This window comes from Marinomonas gallaica (genome assembly GCF_001639745.1).
Lineage (GTDB): Bacteria > Pseudomonadota > Gammaproteobacteria > Pseudomonadales > Marinomonadaceae > Marinomonas > Marinomonas gallaica.
On the sequence record NZ_LTAX01000006.1, the window covers coordinates 28,214 to 54,993 of the forward strand.

The 26,780-nt window shown below is 46.4% G+C and carries 28 protein-coding genes and 2 tRNA genes; 18 read left to right on the top strand and 12 right to left on the bottom strand.

Annotation, left to right across the window (positions count from 1 at the left end; all coding sequences use genetic code 11):
- Nucleotides 1–40: 40 nt before the first annotated feature.
- The 3 genes from msrB to AYW76_RS07695 form a co-directional block, all read right to left on the bottom strand.
- Complete coding sequence (msrB, locus tag AYW76_RS07685; protein ID WP_067218101.1) at nt 41–520, bottom strand: peptide-methionine (R)-S-oxide reductase MsrB; 480 nt, start codon at nt 518–520, stop codon at nt 41–43.
- Nucleotides 521–633: 113 nt separating this feature from the next.
- Entirely contained in the window at nt 634–1,314 is a 681-nt protein-coding gene (locus AYW76_RS07690) for an anti-sigma factor (RefSeq protein WP_067218104.1), read from the bottom strand.
- A complete protein-coding gene (locus tag AYW76_RS07695) occupies nt 1,311–1,853 on the bottom strand; it encodes a sigma-70 family RNA polymerase sigma factor (protein ID WP_067036349.1) in 543 nt (180 codons plus the stop codon). Before AYW76_RS07695 ends, AYW76_RS07690 begins: the two co-directional genes overlap by 4 nt.
- Before the next feature lie 186 nt (nt 1,854–2,039).
- On the opposite strand from AYW76_RS07695, the gene efpL reads away from it, so the two are divergent.
- Entirely contained in the window at nt 2,040–2,612 is a 573-nt protein-coding gene (efpL, locus tag AYW76_RS07700) for an elongation factor P-like protein EfpL (RefSeq protein WP_067218107.1), read from the top strand.
- Nucleotides 2,613–2,671: 59 nt separating this feature from the next.
- On the opposite strand, the gene AYW76_RS07705 is transcribed toward efpL, so the two are convergent.
- Entirely contained in the window at nt 2,672–4,507 is a 1,836-nt protein-coding gene (locus tag AYW76_RS07705) for an ABC transporter ATP-binding protein (protein WP_067218110.1), read from the bottom strand.
- Nucleotides 4,508–4,684: 177 nt separating this feature from the next.
- Between AYW76_RS07705 and AYW76_RS07710 the strand changes: the two genes are divergently transcribed.
- The 8 genes from AYW76_RS07710 to AYW76_RS07745 are packed head-to-tail and all read left to right on the top strand — an operon-like array spanning nt 4,685 to nt 13,096.
- Nucleotides 4,685–6,430, top strand: a complete 1,746-nt coding sequence (locus AYW76_RS07710) for an AAA family ATPase (RefSeq protein ID WP_067218113.1) — start codon at nt 4,685–4,687, stop codon at nt 6,428–6,430.
- Nucleotides 6,431–6,454: 24 nt separating this feature from the next.
- Nucleotides 6,455–7,783 (top strand): cobyrinate a,c-diamide synthase, encoded by a 1,329-nt coding sequence (locus AYW76_RS07715; protein ID WP_067218116.1) that lies wholly within the window; start codon nt 6,455–6,457, stop codon nt 7,781–7,783.
- A gap of 6 nt (nt 7,784–7,789) precedes the next feature.
- A complete protein-coding gene (locus tag AYW76_RS07720; RefSeq protein WP_067218119.1) occupies nt 7,790–8,911 on the top strand; it encodes a cobalt-precorrin-5B (C(1))-methyltransferase in 1,122 nt (373 codons plus the stop codon).
- Nucleotides 8,908–9,684: a precorrin-6A/cobalt-precorrin-6A reductase gene (locus AYW76_RS07725; RefSeq protein WP_067218122.1), complete on the top strand. Its 777-nt coding sequence runs from the start codon at nt 8,908–8,910 to the stop codon at nt 9,682–9,684. Before AYW76_RS07720 ends, AYW76_RS07725 begins: the two co-directional genes overlap by 4 nt.
- Entirely contained in the window at nt 9,681–10,322 is a 642-nt protein-coding gene (locus AYW76_RS07730) for a precorrin-8X methylmutase (RefSeq protein WP_067218125.1), read from the top strand. Before AYW76_RS07725 ends, AYW76_RS07730 begins: the two co-directional genes overlap by 4 nt.
- Nucleotides 10,323–10,341: 19 nt before the next feature.
- The gene (locus AYW76_RS07735) at nt 10,342–11,619 is read left to right on the top strand and encodes a bifunctional cobalt-precorrin-7 (C(5))-methyltransferase/cobalt-precorrin-6B (C(15))-methyltransferase (protein WP_067218128.1); all 1,278 of its coding nucleotides are present in this window, start codon (nt 10,342–10,344) and stop codon (nt 11,617–11,619) included.
- A complete protein-coding gene (gene cobI / locus AYW76_RS07740; protein WP_067218131.1) occupies nt 11,619–12,341 on the top strand; it encodes a precorrin-2 C(20)-methyltransferase in 723 nt (240 codons plus the stop codon). The genes AYW76_RS07735 and cobI overlap by 1 nt, the downstream gene beginning before the upstream one ends.
- Nucleotides 12,338–13,096 (top strand): cobalamin biosynthesis protein, encoded by a 759-nt coding sequence (locus tag AYW76_RS07745; RefSeq protein WP_067218135.1) that lies wholly within the window; start codon nt 12,338–12,340, stop codon nt 13,094–13,096. The genes cobI and AYW76_RS07745 overlap by 4 nt, the downstream gene beginning before the upstream one ends.
- 10 nt (nt 13,097–13,106) lie before the next feature.
- Here the strand turns inward: AYW76_RS07745 and AYW76_RS07750 are convergent, their stop codons facing one another.
- Nucleotides 13,107–14,258 (bottom strand): pyridoxal phosphate-dependent aminotransferase, encoded by a 1,152-nt coding sequence (locus tag AYW76_RS07750; protein WP_067218138.1) that lies wholly within the window; start codon nt 14,256–14,258, stop codon nt 13,107–13,109.
- A gap of 136 nt (nt 14,259–14,394) precedes the next feature.
- Here AYW76_RS07750 and AYW76_RS07755 point away from each other — a divergent pair, with 136 nt between their 5' ends.
- Entirely contained in the window at nt 14,395–14,826 is a 432-nt protein-coding gene (locus tag AYW76_RS07755; protein ID WP_067036386.1) for an acyl-CoA thioesterase, read from the top strand.
- Nucleotides 14,827–14,886: 60 nt separating this feature from the next.
- Here AYW76_RS07755 and AYW76_RS07760 read toward each other — a convergent pair whose 3' ends face one another.
- From AYW76_RS07760 to AYW76_RS07780, 5 genes are all read right to left on the bottom strand, one after another.
- Nucleotides 14,887–15,399, bottom strand: a complete 513-nt coding sequence (locus tag AYW76_RS07760; protein WP_082866155.1) for a chemotaxis protein CheW — start codon at nt 15,397–15,399, stop codon at nt 14,887–14,889.
- 105 nt (nt 15,400–15,504) lie between these two features.
- Nucleotides 15,505–16,368, bottom strand: coding sequence for a Tim44 domain-containing protein (locus AYW76_RS07765; RefSeq protein WP_067218141.1), 864 nt, complete (start codon nt 16,366–16,368; stop codon nt 15,505–15,507).
- A gap of 14 nt (nt 16,369–16,382) precedes the next feature.
- Nucleotides 16,383–17,393: a tryptophan--tRNA ligase gene (locus AYW76_RS07770; protein ID WP_067218145.1), complete on the bottom strand. Its 1,011-nt coding sequence runs from the start codon at nt 17,391–17,393 to the stop codon at nt 16,383–16,385.
- Nucleotides 17,394–17,499: 106 nt separating this feature from the next.
- Nucleotides 17,500–18,114 (bottom strand): alpha-ketoglutarate-dependent dioxygenase AlkB family protein, encoded by a 615-nt coding sequence (locus tag AYW76_RS07775; RefSeq protein ID WP_067218147.1) that lies wholly within the window; start codon nt 18,112–18,114, stop codon nt 17,500–17,502.
- A 265-nt stretch (nt 18,115–18,379) separates the two neighbouring features.
- Nucleotides 18,380–18,455: transfer RNA gene (locus tag AYW76_RS07780), tRNA-Ala, on the bottom strand.
- 205 nt (nt 18,456–18,660) lie between these two features.
- On the opposite strand from AYW76_RS07780, the gene AYW76_RS07785 reads away from it, so the two are divergent.
- Together AYW76_RS07785 and AYW76_RS07790 are read left to right on the top strand one after the other, a co-directional pair.
- Nucleotides 18,661–19,881 carry an EAL and HDOD domain-containing protein gene (locus AYW76_RS07785; protein ID WP_067218151.1) on the top strand — a complete coding sequence of 407 codons (1,221 nt, stop codon included), beginning with the start codon at nt 18,661–18,663 and terminating at the stop codon, nt 19,879–19,881.
- Nucleotides 19,882–19,942: 61 nt separating this feature from the next.
- Nucleotides 19,943–20,028, top strand: a tRNA-Leu gene (locus AYW76_RS07790).
- A 43-nt stretch (nt 20,029–20,071) separates the two neighbouring features.
- Here AYW76_RS07790 and AYW76_RS07795 read toward each other — a convergent pair.
- Nucleotides 20,072–21,370: an inosine/guanosine kinase gene (locus AYW76_RS07795; protein WP_067218155.1), complete on the bottom strand. Its 1,299-nt coding sequence runs from the start codon at nt 21,368–21,370 to the stop codon at nt 20,072–20,074.
- A gap of 70 nt (nt 21,371–21,440) precedes the next feature.
- Here AYW76_RS07795 and AYW76_RS07800 point away from each other — a divergent pair, with 70 nt between their 5' ends.
- Nucleotides 21,441–22,193, top strand: coding sequence for a HesA/MoeB/ThiF family protein (locus AYW76_RS07800; protein WP_067218158.1), 753 nt, complete (start codon nt 21,441–21,443; stop codon nt 22,191–22,193).
- A gap of 123 nt (nt 22,194–22,316) precedes the next feature.
- The gene (gene trxB, locus AYW76_RS07805; RefSeq protein WP_067218161.1) at nt 22,317–23,273 is read left to right on the top strand and encodes a thioredoxin-disulfide reductase; all 957 of its coding nucleotides are present in this window, start codon (nt 22,317–22,319) and stop codon (nt 23,271–23,273) included.
- Nucleotides 23,274–23,360: 87 nt separating this feature from the next.
- Here trxB and ppa read toward each other — a convergent pair whose 3' ends face one another.
- Nucleotides 23,361–23,891 carry an inorganic diphosphatase gene (gene ppa, locus AYW76_RS07810; protein ID WP_067036423.1) on the bottom strand — a complete coding sequence of 177 codons (531 nt, stop codon included), beginning with the start codon at nt 23,889–23,891 and terminating at the stop codon, nt 23,361–23,363.
- Nucleotides 23,892–24,099: 208 nt separating this feature from the next.
- Between ppa and ihfB the strand changes: the two genes are divergently transcribed.
- The 4 genes from ihfB (at nt 24,100) to pyrF (ending at nt 26,696) form a co-directional block, all read left to right on the top strand.
- On the top strand, nt 24,100–24,402 hold the full coding sequence (ihfB, locus tag AYW76_RS07815) for an integration host factor subunit beta (protein WP_067036425.1): 303 nt from the start codon (nt 24,100–24,102) through the stop codon (nt 24,400–24,402).
- Between the two features lie 66 nt (nt 24,403–24,468).
- Nucleotides 24,469–24,789 carry a lipopolysaccharide assembly protein LapA domain-containing protein gene (locus AYW76_RS07820; RefSeq protein WP_067218165.1) on the top strand — a complete coding sequence of 107 codons (321 nt, stop codon included), beginning with the start codon at nt 24,469–24,471 and terminating at the stop codon, nt 24,787–24,789.
- Between the two features lie 4 nt (nt 24,790–24,793).
- On the top strand, nt 24,794–25,966 hold the full coding sequence (gene lapB, locus AYW76_RS07825; RefSeq protein WP_067218168.1) for a lipopolysaccharide assembly protein LapB: 1,173 nt from the start codon (nt 24,794–24,796) through the stop codon (nt 25,964–25,966).
- 22 nt (nt 25,967–25,988) lie between these two features.
- Complete coding sequence (gene pyrF, locus AYW76_RS07830; protein ID WP_067218171.1) at nt 25,989–26,696, top strand: orotidine-5'-phosphate decarboxylase; 708 nt, start codon at nt 25,989–25,991, stop codon at nt 26,694–26,696.
- Nucleotides 26,697–26,780 lie beyond the last annotated feature (84 nt).

Here is a 26,780-nt window from a genome sequence, read left to right on the forward strand (position 1 = left end):
CACACGTGGCGTTATTCAGAAAGTTTCAAAATTTTTAAAATTAATTTGGATGAAAAGTCATTGCCACACCATTTATACAATGGCGCAGGCCTGTAGGCTTTGGCCCGTCTTCGAAAATATGGCCCATGTGGCTGCCGCAGCGACGGCAATGCACTTCGGTGCGGGTCACGAACCAGCTGCGATCATCTTTGGTGCCGACCGCATTAGGTAGACTGTCGTAAAAGCTTGGCCAGCCGGTTCCGCTGTCAAATTTCGTTGCAGAATCATAAAGAGGTAGATCGCAACCTTTACAGTGGAACAGTCCTGTACGTTTTTCATCGTTAAGTGGGCTTGAGTAGGCACGTTCTGTGGCCTCTTCACGCATGACTTGGTATTCAAAGTCTGTCAGTAGTGTGCGCCATTCCGCCTCTGTTCTCGTTATTTCATAGTTGGCTTCGCTGACCGCTGATGCGATTGCAGTCATACCACGGCTCATTAGTGCCACGGCTAACGTGCCTTTTAAAAAGTGACGTCTGTTCATGAGGTGACTCCTATTATCAATATACTTATAAGAGACGTAAAAAAAGCCAAGAAAGTTTCATCTCTCTTGGCTTTAGACGCCGCAAAGTGCGTTTTTCTTACAGTGCTACTAAGTTAAAGTGCCACTGTGTCGGCGACGGCTAACACAGGCCCAGTGGGTTGTCCTGTCGGTGAACCTCCTTTAGGTTCTAAACTAATTGCCATATGCGCATTAGAGAGTCCGGCTAACCAGCTCACATCCAATGAAATCTCTTGGACATTGTTGATGTCTAAGACGCCCAAGGACATAGGCGCGCCATCACCAATCGCAACCCAAAGCTCATAATCTCCCTCTAACGAAGCGGAGCCTTGTAAAGGTTCGATACGCAATTGCTTGTCGTCTACATCGACAAAGACATCAACCACCAGATCCGTTGTTTCAGACACTAAATGCGTTTGATAATTCGCTTCAAATTGAGCAGGAATGGCTAACCAAATGCCTACGGCTAATACCACGGCAGCCGCCATCGCCCATAAAGGCGACCGATATTTCTCTTTTTGGTCGAGTTTAGTTAAAGGAATCACGTCTGATTGTGCTTTTAGGTAGTTCTCTAGCTGGTGTTTAATGTGTTCTGGAGGAATACTTTCATCCCACTGATCCGACAAGTTTGCGAAATGTTCTGCCCAATAAATATAGGCCGCTTTGGCAACAGGGTCCGTCTGCATTTTTTGTTCAAAGGCTTGCGCGTCAGCTGATGATAGCAGTCCTAATGTGTACTCGGCTGCGATGACATGTTGTTCTGGTGATGAATTCATTGGCCCATACACCCCTGTAGTTTGAGTAAGCTACGCCTTAACCAAGTCCGCATCGTGTTCAATGGAACAGAAAATTGTTCTGCCAAATCGGCATAGCTTAACCCTTCTAAGTAAGCGCCTTTTACGGCATCGGCGCGGTCGGGCTCTAGTGTATTCAGACAGTCTTCCAATTGACGTTGAGTTTGCGATGAATGGGCGCATTGCTCCGGGCCATCCTGCTGTGATTCCAGCTCATAGTCTTCCATGGATTCAGTCGGCTTGCTGGCTTGAGATCGGCGTCGATCAATAGCGCTGTTACGTGCAATGGTAATCAGCCATGTCATTGGGCTTAGCCCATTTGACTGGTATTGAGCCGCCTTGTGCCAGATTTTAATGTATGCCTCTTGAAGAACGTCTTGTGCTGTTGCCTCGTCCTCTAATACACGTAGACAAACCCCATAAAGTTTCGCGCTGGTGCAGTCATAAAGTTCAGAGAAGGCTTGTTGATTTCCTTTGGCTATGTCGATAAGCATTTGCTCGATCTCAGACAATTCGCGCATGGAGCTTCCTTTTTAGAGTGATGTGGCCGATAAGGCATAGGTAGCTTACGCTGATAAGTGTAGATTAGATCAGAGTGGTTATTAGTATTAAAGACTGGCACAAACTTAGCAAGTCGCTTAGCATCTGCATCAGCGCCTATTTGCGGCGCATTACAATGTTTTTTAAAATCGTTAGGACATTAGAACATGCCAAAAGCCAGTGAAATTAAGCGTAATACAGCCGTTGATTACGATGGTAAAACTTATATTGTGCGTGACATCGAGCGTTCGGTGCCACAGGGCCGTGCCGGAGGCAGTCTATATCGCATGCGTATGTATGACGTGGTGACTGGTCGTAAAATCGATGAGACATTCAAAGATTCAGAGATGCTAAACCTAGCAGACCTAATTCGTCGTCCAGCGATGTTTTCGTACATGGATGGCGACGACTTCGTCTTTATGGATCAAGAAGACTACACGCCTTATAACCTAAATAAAGAAGCGATTGCTGATGAAGCTTTGTTCTTCAATGAAGAAACGGCGGGTATTCAAGTGGTGTTGGTAAACGATGCGCCAGTCGCATTAGAACTACCGCAAGTGGTCGAGTTGACGGTAACAGAGACTGACCCATCCATTAAAGGTGCATCAGCAACGTCACGCACTAAGCCAGCATTATTGTCTACGGGTGCAACCATTCAAGTGCCTGAATACATCGGTACAAATGATCGTATCCGCGTGAATGTAGAAGAGCGCAAATTCTCAGGCCGTGCTGAGAAGTAACGCTAAAGAAGCTTAGTTTTAAAAGCCGTGACGGTCGTCACGGCTTTTTTATGAGTGATTTACTGGTAGCCCTTGGCTTGTAACGCGAACAAATGCGCGTACTGTCCCGCTTGTTCTAGTAATTGTTCATGGGTACCACGTTCTTTAATTTCACCGTGCTCCATGACAATGATTTCGTTGGCCAAGCGCACCGTCGAAAAACGGTGGGATATCAAAATTGCCATTTTGCTTTGGGTGTGCTCTTGAAAGTGAGCAAATATCTCGGCCTCCGCCGCGGCATCCATGGCTGAGGTGGGCTCGTCCAACACTAATATATCGGCTTTTTCGCGCATGAACGCGCGCGCTAGGGCGATCTTTTGCCACTGGCCACCGGAGAGCTCTTGTCCGCCTTTGAACCAGCGCCCTAATTGTGTGTGGTAGCCATCGCTTAAGTCCCCTATGAAGTCTGTGGCTTTGCCCAACTCTGCTGCTTGGTGCCAGCCGTCTTCATCATGAAAACGTGTTTCATCTCCAGCACCGATGTTCTCACCGACGATAAATTGATAGCGAACAAAATCTTGAAAGATCACACCAATACGAGTCAGTAGGGCCTGTTCATCCCAGTCTTTTAGATCCAAGCCATCCAATAGGATACGACCATGTGTCGGTTGGTAAAGGCGGGTAAGCAGCTTTATTAACGTGGTTTTGCCTGAACCATTTTCGCCGACAATGGCAAGACTGGTGCCTGGGCGAATGTGTAAATCAACATTGTTTAACGATGGCGCAGGATTTCCCGGATAAGAGAAGCTAACTTGCTCAAAACGGATGCCATCCCCCGGCTGAGGGCCAACTGTTTGCCCAATTTGACTTGCTAGCGTTGGCTGTTCAAGGTATTCGTATAGGTTTGATAAATACAGGTTGTCTTCGTACATACCGCTAATACTGGTTAACGAAGAAGCCACCGCACCTTGGCCTTGCTTAAACAGTAATAAGTACATGGTCATTTGACCAAGCGTAACGGCACCGATGACCGTCGAAGTGACGATCCAACCATAAGCACTATAAAACACTAAGGTACCGATAAACCCAAGTGCAAAGCCCCATGTTTCGCGGCGTACTATTAAGCGTTTGTTCTCACGAAACAGCTTTAAAAATATGTCTCGATAACGCCCTAGAAAACGTTTGCTCAGCTGGTAAAGGCGCACTTCCTTAATATTGTCTTCGCGTGCCAGCAAAGTCTCTAAGTAGTTTTGCTGGCGAAATTCCGGCGAACGCCAGCGAGCTAATAGAAACGCATCGCCACTGAATTTCGCTTCGGCAATAAACGCAGGCAACGCACCCAACACTAATAGTACTAATGCCCATGGCGAAAACTGCCATAGCAAAACAGCAAAACTGATCAAAGAGATGCCATTCTGCAATAAGGCGAACGTTTTGTTGACCAATGCCAGCGGGCGGCTTGAGGCTTCTCGGCGGGCGCGAACCAGCTTGTCATAAAATTCAGAGTCTTCGAATTGCGCCAGTGAAAGGGATTGTGCTTTCTCCAAAATAGTCATATTGACGCGTTGACCTAATAGCTCTCGTAAAATCGCCTGCAACGCTGCCAACCCTCGTTGACTGCCACTCATAATCAGCACAATAAAGGCTTCGATCATGACGTAATAGAGTGCCGGGAAGTAATCAATGGTCCCGGTGGTTTGATAGCTGTCCATGGCGGCGACCACGGCATCGACAATCAGTTGTCCCACATACGCCATAGCGGCCGGAAGCACCCCTGCAATTAACGTTAGAACAGCGAGGCCAATGGTCAGCTGGGAGGAGGTGGCCCACACCAATTCCAGTGCGCGTTTGCTGTAACGGAACACGCCAAGCATGTTCATATCAATAGTATTGCGGTTAGCATTTGCGCGTTTCATGTAAAGCGTTCCTGTGAGCCTGAACAGATGTTCGTATTGTAACGCTATCCGGGTGTCATCGAATACACTCAAGTCATGGCGCGCGTTTTCAATTTGACTTGGTTTCAGGGCGCCGCTAAGGTTCGAGATTCGTTTTACACAAAGGCTTCAAGAGTGAAGCCTTTTCGGTAGGTACTCATGGCAGATGTGATGTTCAGTAACTTTCCATTCACCGCGGTAGCAGGGCAAGACACTCTGAAATTGGCGTTGATTCTAAGCGCTATTAACCCTCGTATTGGTGGGGTATTGATTGCCGGTCCCCGTGGCAGTGCCAAGTCAACATTGGCCCGAGGGTTAGCCGGAGTCATGCCTCAACACGATGCATTGGATACGCCATTTGTCACCTTGCCGTTAGGCGCGACGGAAGATCGATTACTTGGCTCATTAGACATCGACGCGGTACTTAATGACAAACACGTCAGGTTTCAAGCTGGGTTGTTGGCCAAAGCCGATCAAGGCATCCTGTATGTCGATGAAGTGAATCTATTGCCTGACAGCCTAGTGGATGTACTGTTGGATGTCAGCGCCAGTGGCGTTAACCGAGTAGAGCGAGATGGCGTCAGCCACGAACATAAAGCCCGATTTGTGCTGGTGGGCACCATGAACCCCGAAGAAGGCGAATTGCGTCCGCAATTAAAAGATCGCTTTGGTCTTATGGTGTCTTTATCGAATCAATACAGCTTAGAGGAACGCGTGCAAATTGTCCGATTACGGGATGAATATGACCAAGACCCAAAAGGTTTTTGCGATGCCTTTAAATACAAACAGCGCAATTTACGCCAAAGTATTAACCAAGCCAAAACACGCTTAACAAAGATTAAGTGTGCCGATGCTTTACGCATGGATATTGCCAGCCGCTGCCAAGATGCAAACGTTGACGGTGTGCGAGCTGACATTGTCTGGGTTCGGGCCGCTGTCGCTCATGCCGCATGGCGAGGTACGGACACCGTTTCCATTGACGATGTACAAGCAGTTGAAGAGTTTGTGTTAGCTCATCGTCGTCAGCAAGCTCAGGCTCCTAAAAGCTCCGCGCCTCCTAGCTCACCGCCACCGAGTTCAAGGCGCCCGCCAGAGTCGAAGCAGGAGGAAGCAACGCCGGGAAAGTCTTTACCTTCACCGCAGAATGAATCTGAATCTGTTGGTGAGTTTGGTAGTATGCCCCCTGAACTACAAACGACCCAAGACGTGCTTGGGCTAAGTACCGGATTGTTTAGCGAAGCTGTGGTTCGACCGTCCCTTTATGGCTCCTTCGGTGCTGGCAAACAGCGTGGGGGAAATCAAGGTGGCACTCGTCAAGGCAAGCGGCAAACCGGCGCTATTGATATGGCGCAAACGCTGCGTAGCAGTTTAGGACAATGGCCTCCGCAACAATTAGTGCGGCGTAAAGGCCGTGAGGGCAAAGTGGTTTTGCATTGTATTTTGCTAGATACTTCCGGTTCTACGTTGAGTGATCAGACCTTTGCTAAAGCCAAAGGGGTGGTACTCGACATTGCTGAGCGCGCCTATTTGCAACGAGAAAGGATCAGTATTTTAGGGTTTGGTGGCGAGCAGGTCGATTGGTTGCTACCACAGGTACGTGCTCCACACAGTATTCGCACTCAACTCGATGTGTTCACAGCCGGAGGCGGTACGCCCATCAATCAAGCGCTTGAGGATGCTGAGCGCTACTTGGCTCAAGTCAAACATCAACAGCCAGATTTAGAAGTGTACAGTTATATTTTGACCGATGGGCGAGTCACAGGTGCTTTTGCGAACCAATCATGGCCGGGACAATTGACTGTCGTAGACACAGAGCTCGCATCGGTTAAGCGTGGTCGTGCTCAGGAGTTGGCGCAAGCCATGTCGGCCGTTTACATTCCATTAAGCAACCTACTTGCTCCATAGCAACTTTCAATAGAAGTGATGACAATGACAACAAACGTGGCCTATTGCCCCGCATTATTTTTAACTGCTCCGGCGTCTAACCAAGGCAAAACCACCATTACTGCGGCATTAGCACGTTACTTTACCGAGCAGGGGAAAGTGGTACGTGTGTTTAAAACCGGTCCAGACTATCTTGATCCACAGATTTTAGCGCAAGCCTCCAAGCAGCCTGTTGAGCAATTGGATATTTGGATGGCTGGAGACGAGTATTGTCAAAAAATGCTGTTTGACGCTGCGCAAGAAGCGGATTTAATCTTGGTGGAAGGCGCGATGGGCATGTTTGATGGAGAGCCCTCAAGCGCCGATTTGGCGGCACGATTCAAGATACCCGTAGCGATTGTTATGGATGTTCAAGGGATGGCGCAAACGGCCGCTGCGGTAGCAACTGGCTTGGCAAATTTTCGCGATGATGTGACAGTCGCAGGGTTGATCGCCAACCGTTGTGGCAGTGAGCGTCATGCGCAATTGATCCGTGATGCCTTGCCTAAGAACTTACCGTTATTAAACAGTCTGAAGCGCAATGATGAAGTGACGCTGCCTGAGCGTCATTTGGGATTGGTTCAGGCGTCAGAGGTTGGCGATGAGCTAGAGGCGTGTTTTAGTGCCGCCGTTCGTTGGTTAAGTGAAACCGAAGATACCAGTTTATTAACCCTCCCAGAACCGATCGCATTTTATGCGCCAGAAGGAGCGCCTCAAGCAGACGTAGGTACACCGTTGCAGGGCAAAACGATCGCTGTTGCTAAAGACGAAGCCTTTAGCTTTATCTACGATGCCAACCTGCGCGTGTTGCAAGCCCTAGGTGCACAGGTGACGTTCTTTTCACCGTTGCGAGACCGATTGTTGCCGCCAGCGGATGCGCTATGGTTACCGGGTGGCTATCCGGAATTGCATGCGCAAAAGCTTTCTGAAAATCGAGTCATGTCAGATCAAATCCAAACCTTCTTTGCCGCAAATAAACCGATATTAGCGGAGTGCGGTGGGCTGCTGTATTGCTTAGAAACCTTGACTGACTTGGAGCATAACACCTATCCAATGTTGGGATTGATTCAAGGTGACGGCGCCATGCGTGGTAAGCGGGGTTGCCAAGGTATGCAAACCGCTGCGTTACCAGAAGGAGACATTCGCGCTCATGCGCATCATCGTTCTTTAAGTGAAAATACGCCTGAGCCGCTCAGTCATGGCCGTCGCCAACGACATCCAGCGCCGGGGGAGCCTATTTTTCGCGACAAAGGACTGACGGCCAGTTACCTGCATTTATTCTTTGCCTCGAACTTTGCCGCCACAGCCGCGCTGTTTCTTGGCGAGAGTGAGTAATACGGTATGTGGCCGGAAAGCAGTGAGCAAGCCAAACCTCTTCGGTCAGGGTTGACGACAGGGGCATGTGCCACCGCCTGCAGCGTTGCTGCAGCGATGGTGTTGTTGGGCAAAACGCAACCAGAGCAAGTGTTTATCACGTTGCCTAAAGGGCAAGAGGTGCCGCTTACTATCACGTCTTACGAGGTTCATAACAACAGCGTGACGGCATCTACTGTTAAAGATGCGGGCGATGATCCTGATGTGACACATGGTGCCACGGTTTGGGTGACAATAGCGCTTACGCCACAAACAGGCATTCAGTTTGCAGCAGGGCAAGGGGTTGGTATCGTCACTCGCACAGGATTACTGCTTGATGTGGGCGAACCGGCCATTAATCCGGTACCACGTAAAATGATCTCAGACCATTTAACAGCCTTGGCTAAAGAGCAAGCCTATTTAGGTGGGTTTAAAGTGACGGTTGGCGTTGAAAAGGGTGAGCAGATCGCGCTGAAAACCATGAACCCTCGTTTAGGGATAGTGGGGGGGATTTCGATTCTTGGGACAACGGGAATTGTGCGTCCGTTTTCCTGTGGTGCTTACATCGCATCGATTCAACAGGGGGTTGATGTGGCGCGTGCCAATGGTCATCATCACATTGCCGCGACAACGGGAAATGCCAGTGAAACGGCCATTCGCGAGCGTGATGCTTTAGAGGATATGGCCTTAATCGAAATGGGTGACTTTATTGGCGCATTACTCAAGCATGTGAGGCGTCTTGAAAATCAAACAATGCATTTAAACAAACTGACGATTTGCGGTGGTTTTGGAAAAATCAGCAAATTGGCTCAGCAGCACATGGATTTAAACTCGCGTGCATCCTCGATCGATTTAATGTCCTTAGCTGAATTGGCGAGTACGCTGGGAGGCAGTGAATCCCTGAAAAAGACAATGTCTCAGGCGAATACCAGTGTCGAAGCTTTGACGTTTGCTCAGGCTGAAGCGCTGCCGTTGGCGGATGCGGTTTGTCAGCAGGCACTCGACTTTTGTCGACGATTTATACCTTCGCATATGGATTTAGAGGTACTGGCCATAGACCGTAAAGGGCAGTTTGTTGGGCAAGCCATTGAGCCAAAGGGGCGGTTATGAGAATTCTATTGTTAGGCGGCACAGCTGATGGTCGCCATTTGGCGGAGCGTTTGAGTCAGTTACGCCATGAGGTGTTGTATTCCATTGCTGGATTAGTTCGAGTGCCGACGCTGCCTTGTGAGGTGCTTGTGGGTGGTTTTACTCAGTTTGGTGGCCTAGCGATGTTTCTAAAAGAGCGGCAGGTAGACTTAGTGATTAATGCGACTCACCCTTATGCGGCGAATATGAGTACAGCAGCGATAGCAGCAGGTGAACAAACAGCTGTGCCTGTTTGGCGTTTTTTACGCTCAGCTTGGACACCCCAAGCCGGAGACGACTGGCGCGAGTACGCTGATAATGACACGTTACTGGAGCAATTAAACGGCTTTAAACGACCTTTACTCAGTGCAGGGCAGATGACGCTTCCATTGCTTCAAGCATTAACATCTCAAAGCTCTTTTGAGCAAGGTGTTTGGCGTACGGTAGCGTCGCCGACATGTGATGTGCCCGCCAACATTACTTGGTTAAAAGCCATTGGACCGTTTGATGTAAAGCACGAAAGACAGCTACTCGAAGCGCATGCAATTGATGTGATCGTGACCAAAAACAGTGGGGGAGATTCGACCTCAGCTAAGCTTGAAGCCGCACGTGAGCTAGGTATCCCCGTGTTACTGCATCAACGCCCAACTGTACGGGATGCTAAGCAAACCTTTTCAGAATATTCTCAACTCATTAATGCGGTTCAAGCGATCGTATCAACTTCATCTCGTACTCAGGGAACGCAACAGCAGTGACTTACAAATACGATGCAAGCCCGCAGGGCATTGAGCAGGAAAGCTTTCGACAAATTCGTGCCTTAACCCAATTAGACCATTTATCCCGTGATGCGCAACAAGTCGTCATGCGAATCGTACACAGCTTAGGGCTGCCAGATATCGCCAAACAGATACGTTTAAGTGATAACGCTTGTGAGATGGGCCGAATCGCCTTGGCGCAAAACTGTCCGATTCTTTGCGATGTAGAAATGGTGAAGCAGGGGGTGACCAAACGTATGATCGAACGCGAGCCTTTGTGCTTTTTGAATCATCCAAAAACAGCTGAGCTGGCTAAAAGTAAAGATGAGACGCGCTCTATGGCCGCCTTAAGTCTTTGGCAAGAGCATCTTGCCGGCAGTGTGGTATTGATTGGCAATGCGCCTACGGCACTGTTTCGTTTGCTGGAAATGATTCGTGCAGGCGCGCCAAAACCGGCGTTGATCATCGGTATGCCAGTTGGTTTTGTTGGAGCGGCTGAATCCAAGCAAGCTCTATGGAATGACCATAAAGTGTTGGGCGTTGAGTGTGTGACCTTACTCGGTCGCATGGGCGGCAGTGCTGTTACATCGGCCAGCTGCAACGCTTTATTACGCTGTAATATCGGCGAATATTATTAAATTCAGGGTAGGGAATGCTGTGAAAATTCATGTTATTGGATTAGGGATAAATGAACAGGCGCAATTACCAAAAGAAGCGCAAGAAGTACTCGCTAAGCTTACTGAGACAGATAAATTGGTGGGCAGTGAGCGCCAGTTGTCGATGGTGAAAATGTATGGCACCACCGCGCAAACGCATCTATTACCTAAACTAAAGGACTTGAAGCATCACATGGATGAATGGGCTTCTTTAGGTGTGCAGCGTGTGGTGATTTTAGCCTCAGGTGATCCGCTGTACTATGGTATTGGTGCATGGGTACATCGTTGCTTTAGTGATCAAGAAGTGCGCTTTTACCCAAATGTTTCCAGTATCCAAGCTGCTTGTCATCGTTTGGGGATCTCCCTGCAGAATGCTCAGGTGTTCAGTGTACATGGCCGCCCGTTGGCCTCGATTCGTACTCAGCTTCATCCATCTAAAACGCTGTTGTTGCTGACCGACAAAACCAACAATCCTCAAGCCATTGCCAAAGAGTGTGTTGAGATGGGACTTGGTTTGAGTGAGTTGTTTGTCTGCGAGCGCCTAGGTTACGAACATGAACGTGTGGTTCGCTATACGGCCAATAGCTTGGCTCATGTGGAAGACGCATTTGATCCCCTAAATGTGGTTATTGTTAATACCAGCGCTCAGCCGGGACGTTTGCCTTCCACACCGGGTTTTAAAGATAGTTTATTCGTCACAGATAAAGGTGATGGTCAAGGGATGATCAGCAAACGCGAAGTGCGTTTAGCAGTACTTTCCTATCTTGGTGTTGAAGCCAAAGAAGTTGTATGGGATATCGGCGCTGGCTGTGGCGGAGTTAGCGTTGAGTTGGCTTACTGGAACCCCGAGAGTGAGGTCTTCGCAATAGAGCATCATGACACGCGATTATCATGCTTAGAGGCGAATCGTGAGCGTTTTGGCGTGGTCAAAAACCTGCATGTTGTGCAAGGGCGAGCGCCAGAGGCGTTGGCTAATTTACCGGCACCTAAGCGCGTCTTTATTGGCGGGAGTGATGGTGAAATGCAGGCGCTTCTCGATGAGGTATGGCAGCGTTTGCCTTTAGGAGGCGTGTTGTTAGTCAATGCTGTGACCGATGCCACGATGATGGAAACCATGACATTTTTAGCAAAACGCGATACGGCGCAAGATGCCTATGATGAAAGCTCAACGCTTCAAGTGTATCGCGGCGAACGATTGGCCGGTAAACGTATACGCCGACCACATTTACCCGTTAGTTTGTGGCGCTTTGAAAAATGTTTATCAGGAGAGAAAGCCTAATGGCGTCACACGGAATTTTATATGGAGTAGGTGTAGGGCCAGGTGACCCTGAGTTATTGACCTTAAAAGCGGTTCGTCATATCGAAGAGGCCGATGTTATTGCGTATCTTGCTGGTGAGTCAGGTCAATCTCAAGCCAAGCAAATTGCGCAGGTTGCCTTAGATCGTCGTCAGCCAGAGTTGGATGATATTGTGATCGGAATGCCGATGTCGACGCAACGGGATGCAGCGAATGAGGCTTATGATCAAGGAGTCACCTTAATCGCCTGCGCATTAGAGCAAGGCTTAGATGTCGCTTTTTTATGTGAGGGGGATCCCTTGTTTTTTGGCTCTTTTGCTTATGTGATGGAACGCTTAATTCATCGCTTCAAAGTACAAGTCATTCCTGGTATTTCCAGTGTTCATGCGGCGGCTTCAGCGTTACAGCATCCTTTGGTGGTATTGAAAGAGTCTTTTTGTGTCATGAGTGGTCGTCATACCCAGGAGCAATTAAGCGAAGCGCTTAAGCAACATGATTCCGTTGTGATCATGAAGGCTGGGCGTGCTCGATCGAAGATTTTGCAAGCCTTACGTGAGACACAGCGAGTGGCGGATGCTCAGTATCTTGAGCACATCGGCCGTGACAACGAGCGTATTGAGCGAAATGTGAGTCAGTTGGCGGATGACGCTGGGCCTTACTTTTCGTTGTTTGTAATAACACGTCAAGAGCGAGGTACACGGTGATACGTATCATTGCCTTAACGGATGCAGGGCTGGCGTTGGGTAAGCAACTTCATGCAGCGTTACCACATAGCCAATTACATTTTAAGCCCAAGCCGTTTGCTGATGTCGTACAAGGCTATTTTCGCGAGGGCGATGCGCTGTTGTTTATTTGTGCTACCGGCATTGTCATGCGTACCCTAGCGCCCGTCATTGCAAGCAAGCACCAAGATCCCCCTGTATTGGTAATGGATGAATTAGGGCAATTCGTGATTCCATTATTGTCAGGACATGAGGGTGGCGCTAATCAGTGGGGGCTGGAAATGTCAGAGTTAATGGGGGCGCAATTGGTTATGACCACTGCTAATGCCTATTTAAATCCAGTGTATACGCTTGGCATGGGATGCGAGCGTCATTGTCCATTACCTTATTTAGAAGACTTAATGCTGAAAGGGCTGGCACAAATAGGCTTAACACCCGAGCAAGTATCGGGACTTTACAGTATCGATATTAAAGCCGATGAAACGCATTTGATTGAATTGGCGCGTAAGTATCAATGGCCTTTTATAACGTACTCAGCTCACGCTCTATCAGAGGTTGAGCCGTTACTGAGTACGCGCTCGGACTATGTGTTTAAAACCGTTGGTGTATATGGCGTTGCCGAGTCGGCTGCCTTAGTGGGCGCGAGAAGTAGAACAGGCGCCTCACCGGAGCTCTGCTTAAACAAAATCAAGAACACCAAAGCCACCTGCGCGGTGGCTCGAAGTTATCAGGTGTAGGTCAATTAACCTACAGCGTGACCAGTTGTTTAACAGCGGCACTTAACGTGCTTGTTTGCTTGGCAAAGCAGAAACGTACCAAACGCAGGTCTTCTGGCGGTGTTTGGTAAAAAACAGAAATCGGAATGGCCGCGACACCTGCGGTTTCAATCAGCCACAATGCAAATTCGCTGTCAGGTATATCTTGGATAGCACTGTAATCCATTAGTTGGAAGTAGGTGCCTGGCGACGGTGTAAATGTGAACCGGCTATTGCTCATTGCTTTATTGAAGAAATCCCGTTTTTGCTGATAGAAGCTCGGTAGTATTTCATCGTGTTCGGGGTGCGCCGCTAGATAGTCAGCTAAAGCCAACTGCATCGGTGTGCTGGAACTAAACGTCAGATATTGATGGACTTTTCGAACCTCAGCCATTAATGCCGCGGGGGCAACGCAGTAACCAATCTTCCAGCCTGTTGTATGGTACGTCTTTCCAAATGAAGACACGACAACGCTGCGTTTAGCTAGAGCCTTGTGACGTAACACGCTTTGATGTTCAGCGCCTTCAAATACGATGTGCTCGTATACTTCATCGGACAGAACTAATAAATCATGCTGCTCCGCTAACTCGTACAACGCATCTAAATCATTGCTCGAGAATACTGTCCCCGTTGGATTATGAGGTGAGTTAACGATAATGATCTTAGTTTTCTCGGTAACGGCATTTGCGACGGTTTGCCAATCAATGGCAAAGGAGGGTGGCAATAGGGCAAGGTGCACCGGTATGCCCCCATTTAGGCGAATAGTGGGATCATAGGAGTCGTAAGCTGGGTCAAATACAATGACTTCATCACCCTGTTGTACAAACGCTGAAATCGTTGCGAACAAGGCTTCTGTCGCACCGGATGTGACGGTAATGTCGGTGTCTACATCGGCTTGGTGATTGTAGCAACGCGACAACTTGCTTTGGATCGCCTGACGCAGGGTAGGAACACCTGTCATCGGAGCATATTGGTTGGCGCCTTGCTGAATGTAATGACCCACTCGGTTTAATAGCTCGCTTGGCCCATCAAAATCTGGAAAACCTTGAGAGAGATTGATCGCTTGATGTTTGGCGGCCAATTCAGACATTTGCGTAAAAATGGTGGTGCCAGTACTAGGGAGTTTACTATCAAATTGGCGCATAATTTTGTTTCCTTCTAGGCGAAATCGCGTTGCTAATGCTAATTCAGAGTGCTGCGGAGTTAAAGAGTCAAAACAGTTACTGATATTGATGCTCAGCTTTGTTATAAAGTGTCGATTCCGACAGTAGGAGAAATGAATGTCTGGGGAAGTAAACGAAACAAAAGGTCGCCTTACTACGCGTACCGTAGCAATGCCTGGGGATACAAACCCAGCAGGTGATATTTTTGGTGGTTGGGTAGTGTCTCAAATGGACATCGCGGCTGGTATTTGTGCTGGGCAACGTGCTCAGTCACGTGTGGTGACCGTCTCATTGGATGGGATGAGTTTTATTCGTCCAGTTAAGGTGGGCGATATATTAGGTGTTTATACGTATGTGAAAGCAGTAGGGCGTACCTCCATGGATATTCATGTGGAAGCATGGGTTCGCCGAGGACGGATCGGAATACGTGAAAAAGTAACAGAAGGTCTGTTTAAGTTTGTTGCTATAGACGATGCTGGGAAATCAACACCGATTCCAGCAGAAAAAGATCTGCCGGATTATGTTCATGAATCTATGAACGAATTCTAATATCCGTATTTCGCACAATAAAAAAGCAGCCTAAGCTGCTTTTTTATTGAAAATCAACCATTAAATCATCGAGCCAATCGCAAGTTGCTCATTGTCTGAATCAATCATTTTGTTCAGGTCCAGAAGAATCACTAACTCTTCTTCCTTCTGGTAGACACCTTGGATAAACATCAGCGCTTCATCGTTACCGACACTAGGGCTTTGTTCGATTTCACCTTGATACAAGTAAAATACTTCTTTTACAGCATCAACTAGCATGCCTATTTGCTCGCCATCATGTTCAATAATGATAATGCGTGTGTCATCGGAAATAGTACACTCAGGTAAACTAAATCGAACACGAGTATCAATTACCGTTACAACATTACCGCGAAGGTTGACGATACCAAGGACATAAGACTGAGCTCCTGGAACAGGAGCAATTTCACTGTAACGCAAAACTTCTTTGATTTGCATTACATTGATGCCGTAAGTCTCATCCAAAAGTTTGAAAGTAAGGTATTGAAGTAATTCTCCCTTCTTACTTTCAGTAGGCAAATTTCCTGATTCTTTGATTGTCGCTAATTCAGACATGGCTCTAAACCTATTATCAATCCGATGATATGCGCTAATGCGCTGCTCGTTTACTTAGTAGAATAGACGAAATACAACGCATTGGCTTGATAAATTAAGTAACAATTAGTTGTCTTGTTGTATGCCAACAATTGTCCAATTGCCTTGAGCATCTTCAAGGTTTTTCTCTAAATGCCATACTTCATTGGCTTCAGTGGTTTGATCACCTTCTTTGATCCAACCGCTAAAACGTAATGAAATAGAAGCTGTTGAGCCGATAAACTCACCACGAACAAGGTCTACCATTAAGGAAACGACTTCTGTGCGAGGTTTATCTGAACCATATTTAGCACGCTCTTCACGCAACATAGCACAAACATCTGCGCTAAAGTAGTCACTGATTTCTTCGAAGTTGTTGTTGTCCCATGCTTTTTGCAGCGTCACATAATGGTTCTTGGCTTCAGCAATGAAGGCTTGTTCATTAAAGCCTGGCGGAAGTTGGATCTCAGGTTGAGAGCCGAAGCCAGAAATACCAGACATCGGTGACGGCTGTACGTTGTCGCGTGTCGAATTAGGCATTTCACGGTACATACCTTGCGCGCCAGCTGTTTGCGCAGCTTGACGTTTCTTGGCAAAGAAGAATTTGTAGATCAAGAAGCCGATCACTGCGAACAGTAGAATGTCACCAAAGGAAATACCATCGAATGCACCACTGCCCATGAGTGCGGCAAATAAGCCACCCGCCAATAGGCCACCTAAAAGTCCACCACCTAAGCCGCCAAGGAAGCCGGATTTCTTAGTAGTACCGCCTGCAGCAGCCGCTTTTGATGTGCTGCTACTTGTCGGGCTAGTTGCACTTTTACTGGTAGAAAAACTTTTACCAAAGCTTTTGCTGCCACCAAGACGTTTTGCTTCCGCATCAGAGGCAAAACCTCCCATACCGATTGCTAATACAAATGCCATAAGTAAGGCATAAACTGATGTTCTCACGTTATTTCTCCAAATCAGACGAAGTTAACCAAACCAACTGCTTTACGAAGGTCAGAGATCAGAGCTCGTGCTCGGGCACGGGCTTTTTCAGCACCGGCCTGTAAAACTGCTTCGATTTCGGCAGGGTTCGCCATAAGCTCAAGATATTTTTCTCTTGGCTCTTCTAGTTGACTATTAATCAGTTCAAAAAGTTCCTTCTTAGCTTCACCCCAAGCGATACCCTCTAAGAATTTTTGGTGCATCTCAGCTGTTTGTTCAGGTGTTGCGAAGGCTTTATAGACATCAAATACGGTAGAGCTATTAGGGTCTTTAGGCTCTCCAGGTTCAAGCAAGTTGGTGACGATTTTGTTAATCCCTTTTTTTAATTTCTTTTCAGTATCAAAAAGTGGGATGGTGTTGTTGTAACTCTTACTCATCTTACGGCCATCTAAGCCTTTTAAAATGGCACTGTCATCGCCAGCGACCACAGCCTCAGGCATGACAAAATGCTCACCAAACAAATGGTTGAAGCGAGAGCCAATATCGCGCGCCATTTCGATGTGTTGAATCTGATCGCGGCCGACGGGAACTTTATTGGCATTAAAAGCCAGAATGTCCGCTGCCATTAAAACGGGGTAGCAGAATAGACCCATTGTGATGCCATAATCGGGGTCTTGGCCTTTATTGACATTGTCATCAACGCTTGCTTTATAAGCATGAGCACGGTTCATTAAACCTTTTGCGGTGACGCAAGTCAGTAGCCAGTTAAGCTCAGAGATTTCAGGAATATCAGACTGACGATAGAAAGTTGCTTTGTCAGTATCTAGGCCACACGCTAGCCAAGTTGCCGCGATTTCTAGACGAGATTGTTTTACACGCTCTGGATCCTGACATTTAATCAAGGCATGGTAATCGGCTAGAAAGAAGAAAGATTCTGTGTCTTCGCGTTGGCTGGCTTCAATGGCTGGGCGAATTGCGCCAACATAGTTGCCTAGGTGGGGTGTCCCCGACGTTGTGATACCGGTTAAAACAATTTCTTTACCCATTTTTCCTTACTCAATCATATAAAAAGGTGTGTGTACCCTATCATAAAAGTTAGGGTACACGTAGCCTAAAACCATCCTATTTCAAACGTGGAAAAGCCACTACTATTTACTCGGTTCGAATCTGACGAAAGGTAAGGTTGATACGTGGTGTGTCGACTTTTTTAGTGGACGGAAGGCTGTGTAACCAATGGCGTTGAGTCGCGCCTTTCATAACCAGTAAACTGCCCGAGTCTAGTTCAACTGAATAGGTTTCTTTAGTGTCTTTATGTTTGAAAGAAAACTTACGTTTTGCGCCAAAGCTTAGAGACGCAATCACGCCTTGTTCGACCAGTTCGCGTTCTGCATCACTGTGCCAAGACATACCTTCAGAACCATCATGGTAAAGATTCAATAAGCAGGAGTTGTAATGTTCTTGCGTCTGTCGTTCAACGTGTTCTTTTATTTCTAATAGAAGAGGAGTCCATAACTTGGCTGTTTTGGTGGTTTTAGAGTAAGTGTATTGAAAGGCGTGTTCCGCATACCAGGCTACTTTACGTTTGGTGACGATGCGTTTGCCAAAAATCACGGCTTGATCATGTTGCCAATCGATTTCGTTAAGTAGTTGGTTAAAGTAAATGTGGGACTGCTCTGGTTGAATCAAATGGCCGTAATACGTTACATCGCCATCGTATGGCAAAAGAGACAAAGGCTCCGATTCAATTTGTGAGAAGAGATCTTTCATTTACGTCGATGCCCTTATTTGTGCGAACTACTAACAGATGATTACTCGGTTGTCCCGTATTTCGGATCACTTTGTAATAAGGGAATTATAGTCGTAATGTTATCGTTGGTGGTTTTGCTGCCTACAGCTTTTTACTCAATAAGTGGAGATCCGTTAAGCCGCATTCGCATATATAAAATCCCTACGCGCCAATACGAAATGCATAAATAATGCTGTTTTTAGTCTTACTGTGTATTAGGGAGGATATGACGAGTGTTAGGAAGTATGGTGGAGCCTAGCGGGATCGAACCGCTGACCTGTTCGCTGCCAGCGAACCGCTCTCCCAGCTGAGCTAAGGCCCCAATCAATTCAAAGATGTGAACTAATTAACGGAAATGGATTTTATGGATGTCGGTATCGCATGTCAATAAAATCAGAGCAACAAAAACAAACCGTTACATGGGAAGTCTATTAATTTACACAATTCCTGTTTATCATGAATCGGCATTTTGGGAGCGTTGGTTTTATTAAGCTCACAGTTTTTTTGCGAATCGAGGGTGCTCAATAATGGAAGCAGTGGCTTTTGATCAACTTTTAATGGCGCAACAGCCTATTTTCGACAGGAATCGAAAGCTGTTTGGCTATGAATTACTGTTTCGCGGGGAGCATGAAGAGTATGCTGTCTTTGATAACCCGCAAATGGCAACAAGCCAAGTGTTGGTGAACTTATGCATGGGCATCAGTGAACTTAATACTCAACTTAGGCAGCCTTTTTTTATCAACATGACAGCAGAGCTTGTGTTGTCAGAAGCTTTTTTTCCTATCTCCCCTGATACCGTCTTCATTGAAATTCTAGAAAATCAAACGATTACGCCTGAATTCATTTTGGCGATTAAAAGGTGGCATGAGCAGGGCTTTCGTTTTGTTTTAGATGATTATGAATATACAGAGTCCTATCAGCCGCTTTTGCCTTACATGTCGATTGTCAAAATTGATGTGCTCAGTACTCCTCCAAGCAGCATTGTCAACGAGATTGAGCGACTAAAAAATTTAGGCTTAAAGTTAGTTGCAGAAAAAGTTGAAAATGAAGCGATGTTTATGTCGTGTCTTGAGATGGGGTTTGATTACTTTCAGGGCTATCATTTATGTCGACCTGAAATAGTTAAAGGGCGACGTATAGAATCGGATACGCAGAATGCCTTACGCCTGCTTAATATATTGCAAGATATAGATGTATGTATTAACGAAGTGTCTAAATTGGTAGCACAGGCTCCCGCACTGTCTTTCCAAATGTTGCGTTTGCTGAATAGTCCAGTCGTTGGGTTAAGGGTGTCTGTTTCTTCGATTAAAGAGGCTGTTACCTATCTTGGGTTAACGCAGCTTAAGCGTTGGACAATGCTAATAGCGCTAAGCGCTAACAATAAAAGCAATTCAACTGATATTAGACAGCTTTTAGCACGGGCTCGGTGTTGTGAGCTCATAGCGCTGCAATCTAAACATATAAACAGTGATGAAGCGTTTATGGTTGGTTTGATGTCGGGGATGGATGTAATTCTTCAGATTCCAAAAAGCGAGTTACTACAGCAAATTAAACTTAATAGTGAGTTAGAAGACGCATTGAAACAATATAAAGGTAACTTGGGGAAAGTCCTTTACAGTGTAGAGTGCATGGAGCGAGGGAGGTTAGAAGAACTTTTCAAACTTCCTATAGGGATTCGTAACCAACTTAGTGCACACTATTTTGAGTCGTTAGTGTGGTCACAAGGTATTTTAAGTACACTTGAATAATTTTCCACTAAGCCATTGACAGTGTTCTAAAAAACGCTAGAATATGCGGCACAATTTCAAAGCCAGTGTGGTGGAATTGGTAGACACGATGGATTCAAAATCCATTGCCTATAAAGCGTGCCGGTTCGAGTCCGGCCACTGGTACCATATTAAAAAGCCGACTTAGTTCCTAAGTCGGCTTTTTAATTTTCTATCGAGCCCAATAGGCTTGTTCTAAGCTGTCTTCTCGCTCAGGTAGTCCTTTTGATAGCCTTGGAGAGTGTTGGCTTAGAATTTCATAGCTTACACGATTTGCATATTTACAGACTTGCGCGAAAGAAGAATAGGTTAAATGCTTGGTTTCGTGCTTACTGCTGTTTGGTACTTGCTGTTGATGAAAACCATTGGCCGCGATGTCATGTAATAATGCTGATAAAGCGCCATCACCAGCTCCATTCGTATTGCGGATGCGCTCAGGTCCACCCATGTAGGGATCAATGTGCGAATATACTTTTATAGGGGATTGGCAGTCTTGTTGGCGCTGAGGGCGAGAGAATTCCCAGCGATTGAAATCTGCTATCTCAGCGGACTTAATGGGGTGCGTTGTTTCACGTTTATGAACGTCATCACTGTAGCCACATAGATACAGCCCTTCCGCTCCCGCTGTTAGTAGCACCATATCACACCAATCTAAGGCTGTTTGCGCAGCCAGAAGTACGCTTGATTGACCTGTTAATGCTTGCGCTTCTTGTTCGTTCATCGCAACGACAGACACGTAGTCTTTGATAATGTGCTCTATCTCATCACGGTATTCTTCGACTAAATGCTGGGTGCCCAGCGTTAGCACCACGGGAACATTATGCTTGTTTGCCAGTTCTAGACATTTCATTAGTGTGGCTTTGATCGGCTTATTGGCGTGTCGAAGCGGATAGGCACAGGTAACAAAGGCCGATGCATTAGAAATGATCTCTTCCGTCACAACCTCTGGGCAGATATCGTCCATCGCATTAGGGGCGATAGCAAACGTACGCTCACCATCTTGACTTATAAGTGTAATACCTCGGCCAATGTCTTCCTCAACACCTTGTAAGTGGCTCATATCGACCTTGCTGCTGGTATGACATATGTAGTGATACTCTGGCGAATTAAGCATGATGCTATTAGACATCACTCCGAGCAGTACAGATTTGTCATCGGCTAAAACGGAGTAGTTATGCAAGGTGTTACCAATCGTACCGCCTGCAAAATGATCAGATATTCGTCCTTCTGCGAGCAGTTCGCGATAGATTTTGCTCGCGGTTTCTGTGTCGACTAGGTTTGATAAGCCTTTTCGGATACCATGTCGCGCCATAAAATCGTCTTCGACGGCTGCAATAACATCGACAATGGTTTCATCTAAACCGACGATGTAGGTATCTTTGCTTGGCTGAACTTCAGACTTAGGTAAATTGGAATTTGCCTGAGTGACTGGGAAGTAATGTTTAAGTTTGCGTCGACCGGGAAATTTCATCTTTGTAATCCAGCAGTTAATTGCTCTCATTTTAACAAAATATTGACCATACGGGCAGGAAATAAGTGGTATGAATGAACAAGCGCTGATGCGTTACAGTCGACAATTGCTTCTTACTAATTTTGATGTTGAAGGTCAGATGTCACTGTCTGGCAAGCGCGCTGTCATTATTGGGGCTGGTGGCCTTGGTAACATTGCAGCCACGTATCTTGTGGGAGCAGGGGTTGGCTCATTAACACTGATTGATGATGATGTTGTTGATGTCAGTAATTTGCCGCGTCAAGTGTTATATACGCAGGAGGATGTGGAACAACCTAAAGTATCGGCTGCATATAAGCAGTTGATCGCCCGCAATGAACATGTCGATATCGTGCCAATCAATGCGCGTTTGAGTGCCGCAAACATCGATCAATACTTAGATGGCGCCGATGTGATTTTGGATTGCTGTGATAATTTCACTACACGGAAAATGGTGCATCGCTGGGCGTTGGCGCGTCAGTGTCCTTTAGTCAGTGGTGCGGCCATTCGTTGGGAAGGGCAGTTGATCACTTTTCGCTACGACCAAAACGTAACGCCTTGCTATGAATGCTTATACCCTGATTTGTCAGATCAACAGCTCAGCTGCAATACCAACGGTATTATTGGTCCTGTTGTTGGTACGATTGGAGTTCAGCAGGCGCTTGTGGCCATAAAGTTACTCAGTGGAGTGGGCCAAGTTAAACATGGGTCATTGCAGTTATTTGATGGGCTCAGCGGTGATTGGCGCACTATGCGGTTGTCTCCGGACCCTGAGTGCCCTTGTTGCGGTGCTCAAAATTCATAGAATACCCCTATTTTCTCAATTAATTTTTTTCGGTGTCTATTTGCTAGCGGTTTCTTTATCCTACGCCCATAACGAAGCCGTGTTACACCTCGGCTAGGATATTTAATTTAAGGAGCATTCCATATGAGCGATGTTAAGCACGCTAAATTAATGATCTTGGGCTCAGGCCCAGCTGGTTACACTGCTGCAGTGTATGCGGCTCGTGCCAACCTTAACCCTGTTATGGTAACAGGCATGCAGATGGGTGGTCAGCTAACCACGACAACGGAAGTAGATAACTGGCCCGGTGATGTAAACGGTGTGCAAGGTCCTGAATTGATGGATCGTATGCGTCAGCACGCAGAGCGTTTTGAAACAGAAATTATTTTTGACCACGTTAACAAAGTAGATCTACAAAACCGTCCATTCCGTCTAGAAGGCGACAGTGGTGTTTACACCTGTGATGCGTTGATCATCGCAACCGGTGCGAGTGCTCAGTACCTAGGTATGGAAAGCGAGCAGAAATTTATGGGGCAAGGCGTGTCGGCTTGTGCCACCTGTGATGGTTTCTTTTACCGTGGCCAAGATGTTGCCGTGATCGGCGGCGGTAATACGGCCGTTGAAGAAGCGCTTTACCTAGCGAACATTGCTAAAACAGTAACGGTTATTCACCGTCGTGATAAATTCCGTTCTGAAAAGATCTTGTCCGACAAGTTACTTGAAAAAGCAGAGAATGGTAATGTAAACATCGAATGGCACAGCGAATTAGACGAAGTACTGGGTGATGGTTCGGGTGTGACAGGTGTACGTATTAAGAATAATCAAACAGGTGAATTCAAAGAGCTAGCGGTAGCCGGTCTTTTTGTTGCCATTGGTCACAAACCAAATACGGACATGTTTGCAGGTCAACTGGACATGAAAGATGGTTACCTATCGGTGCAATCCGGAACACACGGTAACGCAACGCAAACCAGCATTGAAGGTGTGTTTGCAGCAGGTGATGTGAGCGATCATATTTATCGTCAAGCGATTACCTCCGCGGGCACAGGCTGTATGGCGGCATTAGACGCAGAGCGCTTCCTAGATGGATTAGAAGGCTAATTGCCGTTTAGGCTTAGTATTTGCTAAAACGAAAAAAGCCGATCCATTGGGTCGGCTTTTTTATTGGTTCATCTTGTAATCAAACGATTACTGAGCGTTGTAAGCTTCTACGCCTTCAACCAATGCTTTGCGTGCTTCGTCAGCATTTGCCCAGCCTTCAACTTTTACCCACTTACCTTGCTCAAGCTTCTTGTAGTTTTCGAAGAAGTGCTCGATTTGGTCGCGAAGTAGTTGAGGAATATCATTCACATCTTGGATGTGAGTGTATTCTTTGCTTAGTTTGTCATGTGGAACTGCAACAAGCTTAGCGTCCATACCTGCTTCATCAGACATGTTAAGTACGCCAACTGGGCGGCAACGGATGACGGAACCAGCAACCACTGGATATGGTGTGATAACTAGAACGTCAACTGGGTCGCCGTCGTCAGCTAGTGTGTTGTTTACGTAGCCGTAGTTAGCGGGGTAGAACATAGGCGCCGTCATGAAACGGTCTACGATCAACGCGTCCATGTCTTTGTCTACTTCGTACTTAACTGGGTTTGCCTCGGCAGGAATTTCAATGATTACGTTGATGTCGTTTGGCACGTCGCGGCCAGCTGGAATGTGTTTGAAGCTCATGTTTAATATCCACTTGTGTTAAGTAATGGCGGCAATTATAGAAGTTCGCCTCTTTGGATGCTAGTCATCCCAAAGTCTTAGAAGAAATAATCGTTATAGAAAGCCAAAAAAAGCGGGAAAAATGTCCTTAATACGCGTTAAGTTATTGCTTTCTTTCTAAATTTAGCTAGTCTAAGGGTGTGATCAAAATATAGTCGAGAGGACACTGATGACAAAATCTGAGCTGATAGAAATGCTAATAGACCAGCAACCGCATCTACCAGTCAAAGAGGTTGAGTTGGCTGTAAAGGCAATGTTAGAGCATATGTCTGAAGCATTGGCGAATGGCGAACGTATTGAGATTCGTGGTTTTGGTAGTTTCTCTCTGCATTACCGTGCACCTCGTATTGGTCGAAACCCTAAAACTGGTGAATCAGTTGAGCTGGGCTCTAAGTACGTTCCCCACTTCAAGCCTGGTAAAGAATTGCGTGAATTAGTGAACTCTGTCGCAGATACGAAAGAGTTTGGCTAATTTTCTATCGAAATTTTCTCTGCTCGACGGCATAATAAGCTGAATGACGCAGTATATGGGTGTTTTATGCTTAAATGGCTGAAGCGAGTGGTACTCTTAGTAGTCCTAGCTTTTTTCTTATTTATCGGTCTTTTCTTTGCAATCCGAAACGGACAAGTGATAACGCTTGATCTGGTTTTGTGGCAATCGCCAGAGTTAAGTATCGCTTTGTATATGATTATTGCTTTTGCAGTAGGCGTCATTTTGGCGTTGGCATCGTCTAGCATGTTGCTTTTTAGATTAGAGCGTCGTGCGCGCAAGCAAAATAAGCAGCTTGTGAATTTACAAACTGAAATTGATAATCTGCGCAAAGCATCTTTGTCTACCGAATTAGCGGAGCGGGAGTAGTCCCTTGACCGAATGGGGCTTATTTGTAGTTCTCTTTGTCGCCTTATTCATCGGTTGGGTGTTAGGGCGTCGTCGTACTAAAGAAAATCAGAAAGAAGATTTTAAAAAAGTCCCAAACGATTATTTTCGGGGCCTAAATCATTTACTTAATGGGCAGCAGTCGGAAGCGATTGATGCCTTCGTTGATTCATTAGAAGTTAATTCTGATACCTTCGATATCCATTTGACGCTGGGTAACTTGTTTCGTAAGAAAGGAGAAATCCAAAAAGCGATCAATATTCATCAGAGTCTATTAGCTCGCCCTGACATCTCACCTAGAGATACGCGACTTGTTCAACTAGAACTCGCTAGCGATTTTATGTCTGCCGGTTTATTGGATCGTGCTGAACGCCTGTTGTTGAATATTGCTGCTCGTAAAACAGAGTTTCAAAAAGAAATCTTTACGTTGTTGGTGGATTTGTATGAGTTCGAGCAGAGCTGGGACAAAGCCATCCGCATGGGTCATCAACTTCAAAGTGATTTCCCCACACGTAAACAAGCTCAGCGTTTAGCGCACTTTTACTGTGAATTGGCAGAAGAAGCCATCAAAAAAGAGCAATGGACGACGGCTTTTCAGAAATACAAATCCGCCATTGATGTGGATGTTGATTGTGTGCGCGCCAGTATTGGTTTATCTGATATTTACCTCAGTCAGAAACGCTACCGTGATGCCATAAAGGAGCTTAAATCCGTAGCCGATCAGGATCATGAGTTTTTACCGATTGTCATCCCTATGCTGCGAGACAGCTACTTAAAAGTATGGGGCAGTGGTGGCTATCTTAAGTTTTTGCAAGAACAGCTTAAAATGCACCCGTCGGCAACCTTAATACGAGCTCTGACGGAACATTACGCGCAAGATGACAAAGAGTTCGCAGAACAGTTTATAATAACGCAGCTTCGTGCCCATCCAACGATTAAGGGGTTTCAAGAGCTGATTGATATGCAGCGCGCGGAATCAGATGGTCACGATCAAGAAAACTTAAGTGTCTTATACGAACTTATTGAACAGTTAACCTCTTCTAAACCAAAACATCGTTGCCGTCAGTGTGGCTTTTCTGGTCATCAGCTGCATTGGCAGTGTCCGAGTTGCAAGAGCTGGGGCACGGTAAAACCGATTCATGGTTTAGAGGGTGAATAGATTTTATTGCAGAGGATTTTAAATGACTTGCCCATCCCCAATCGTTGTAGCATTAGACTATCCGACAATCGAACAAGCTACTGCGATGGCAAAGCGCTTAGACCCAAAATTGTGTCGCGTTAAAGTTGGTAAAGAGTTGTTTACCAAAGCGGGTCCGGCGATTTTGGATGAGTTGCATACGTTAGGCTTCGATGTCTTTTTAGACCTTAAATTTCACGATATCCCCAACACGGTTGCCAACGCTGTAGCGGTAGCAGCCAAAGCAGGTGTTTGGATGGTCAATGTTCATGCCAGTGGTGGTCGTCGTATGATGGAGGCTTCAGCGAATGGACTGGCTCAGATTCACGACCACAATACGCTATTGATTGCGGTAACAGTGCTGACTAGTATGGACGAAACGGATCTAGTGGAAGTTGGTATTGACTTATCGCCACAGGATCATGTGATGCGTTTAGCCAAACTGGCGCAATCGTCCGGTATGGATGGCGTGGTGTGCTCTGCTCAAGAGTCTTCCATGTTGTCTGAAACATTAGGCAAAGACTTTGTGCTGGTGACGCCAGGTATTCGTCCAGCTGGATCAGACCAAGGCGATCAAAAACGTATTATGACGCCAGTACAAGCCATGGCGGCAGGCAGTCATTATCTCGTAATGGGGCGTCCTATTACGCAAGCACAAGATCCTATCCAAGTATTAACTCAGGTCAATAATGAGTTAGGTGTTGTTGCATAAACATTGAGCAGACTTACGTATGTGATATTCTGAAAGCCGATCAAATTGTTGATCGGCTTTTTATTTGATTGGCATGAAGCCATT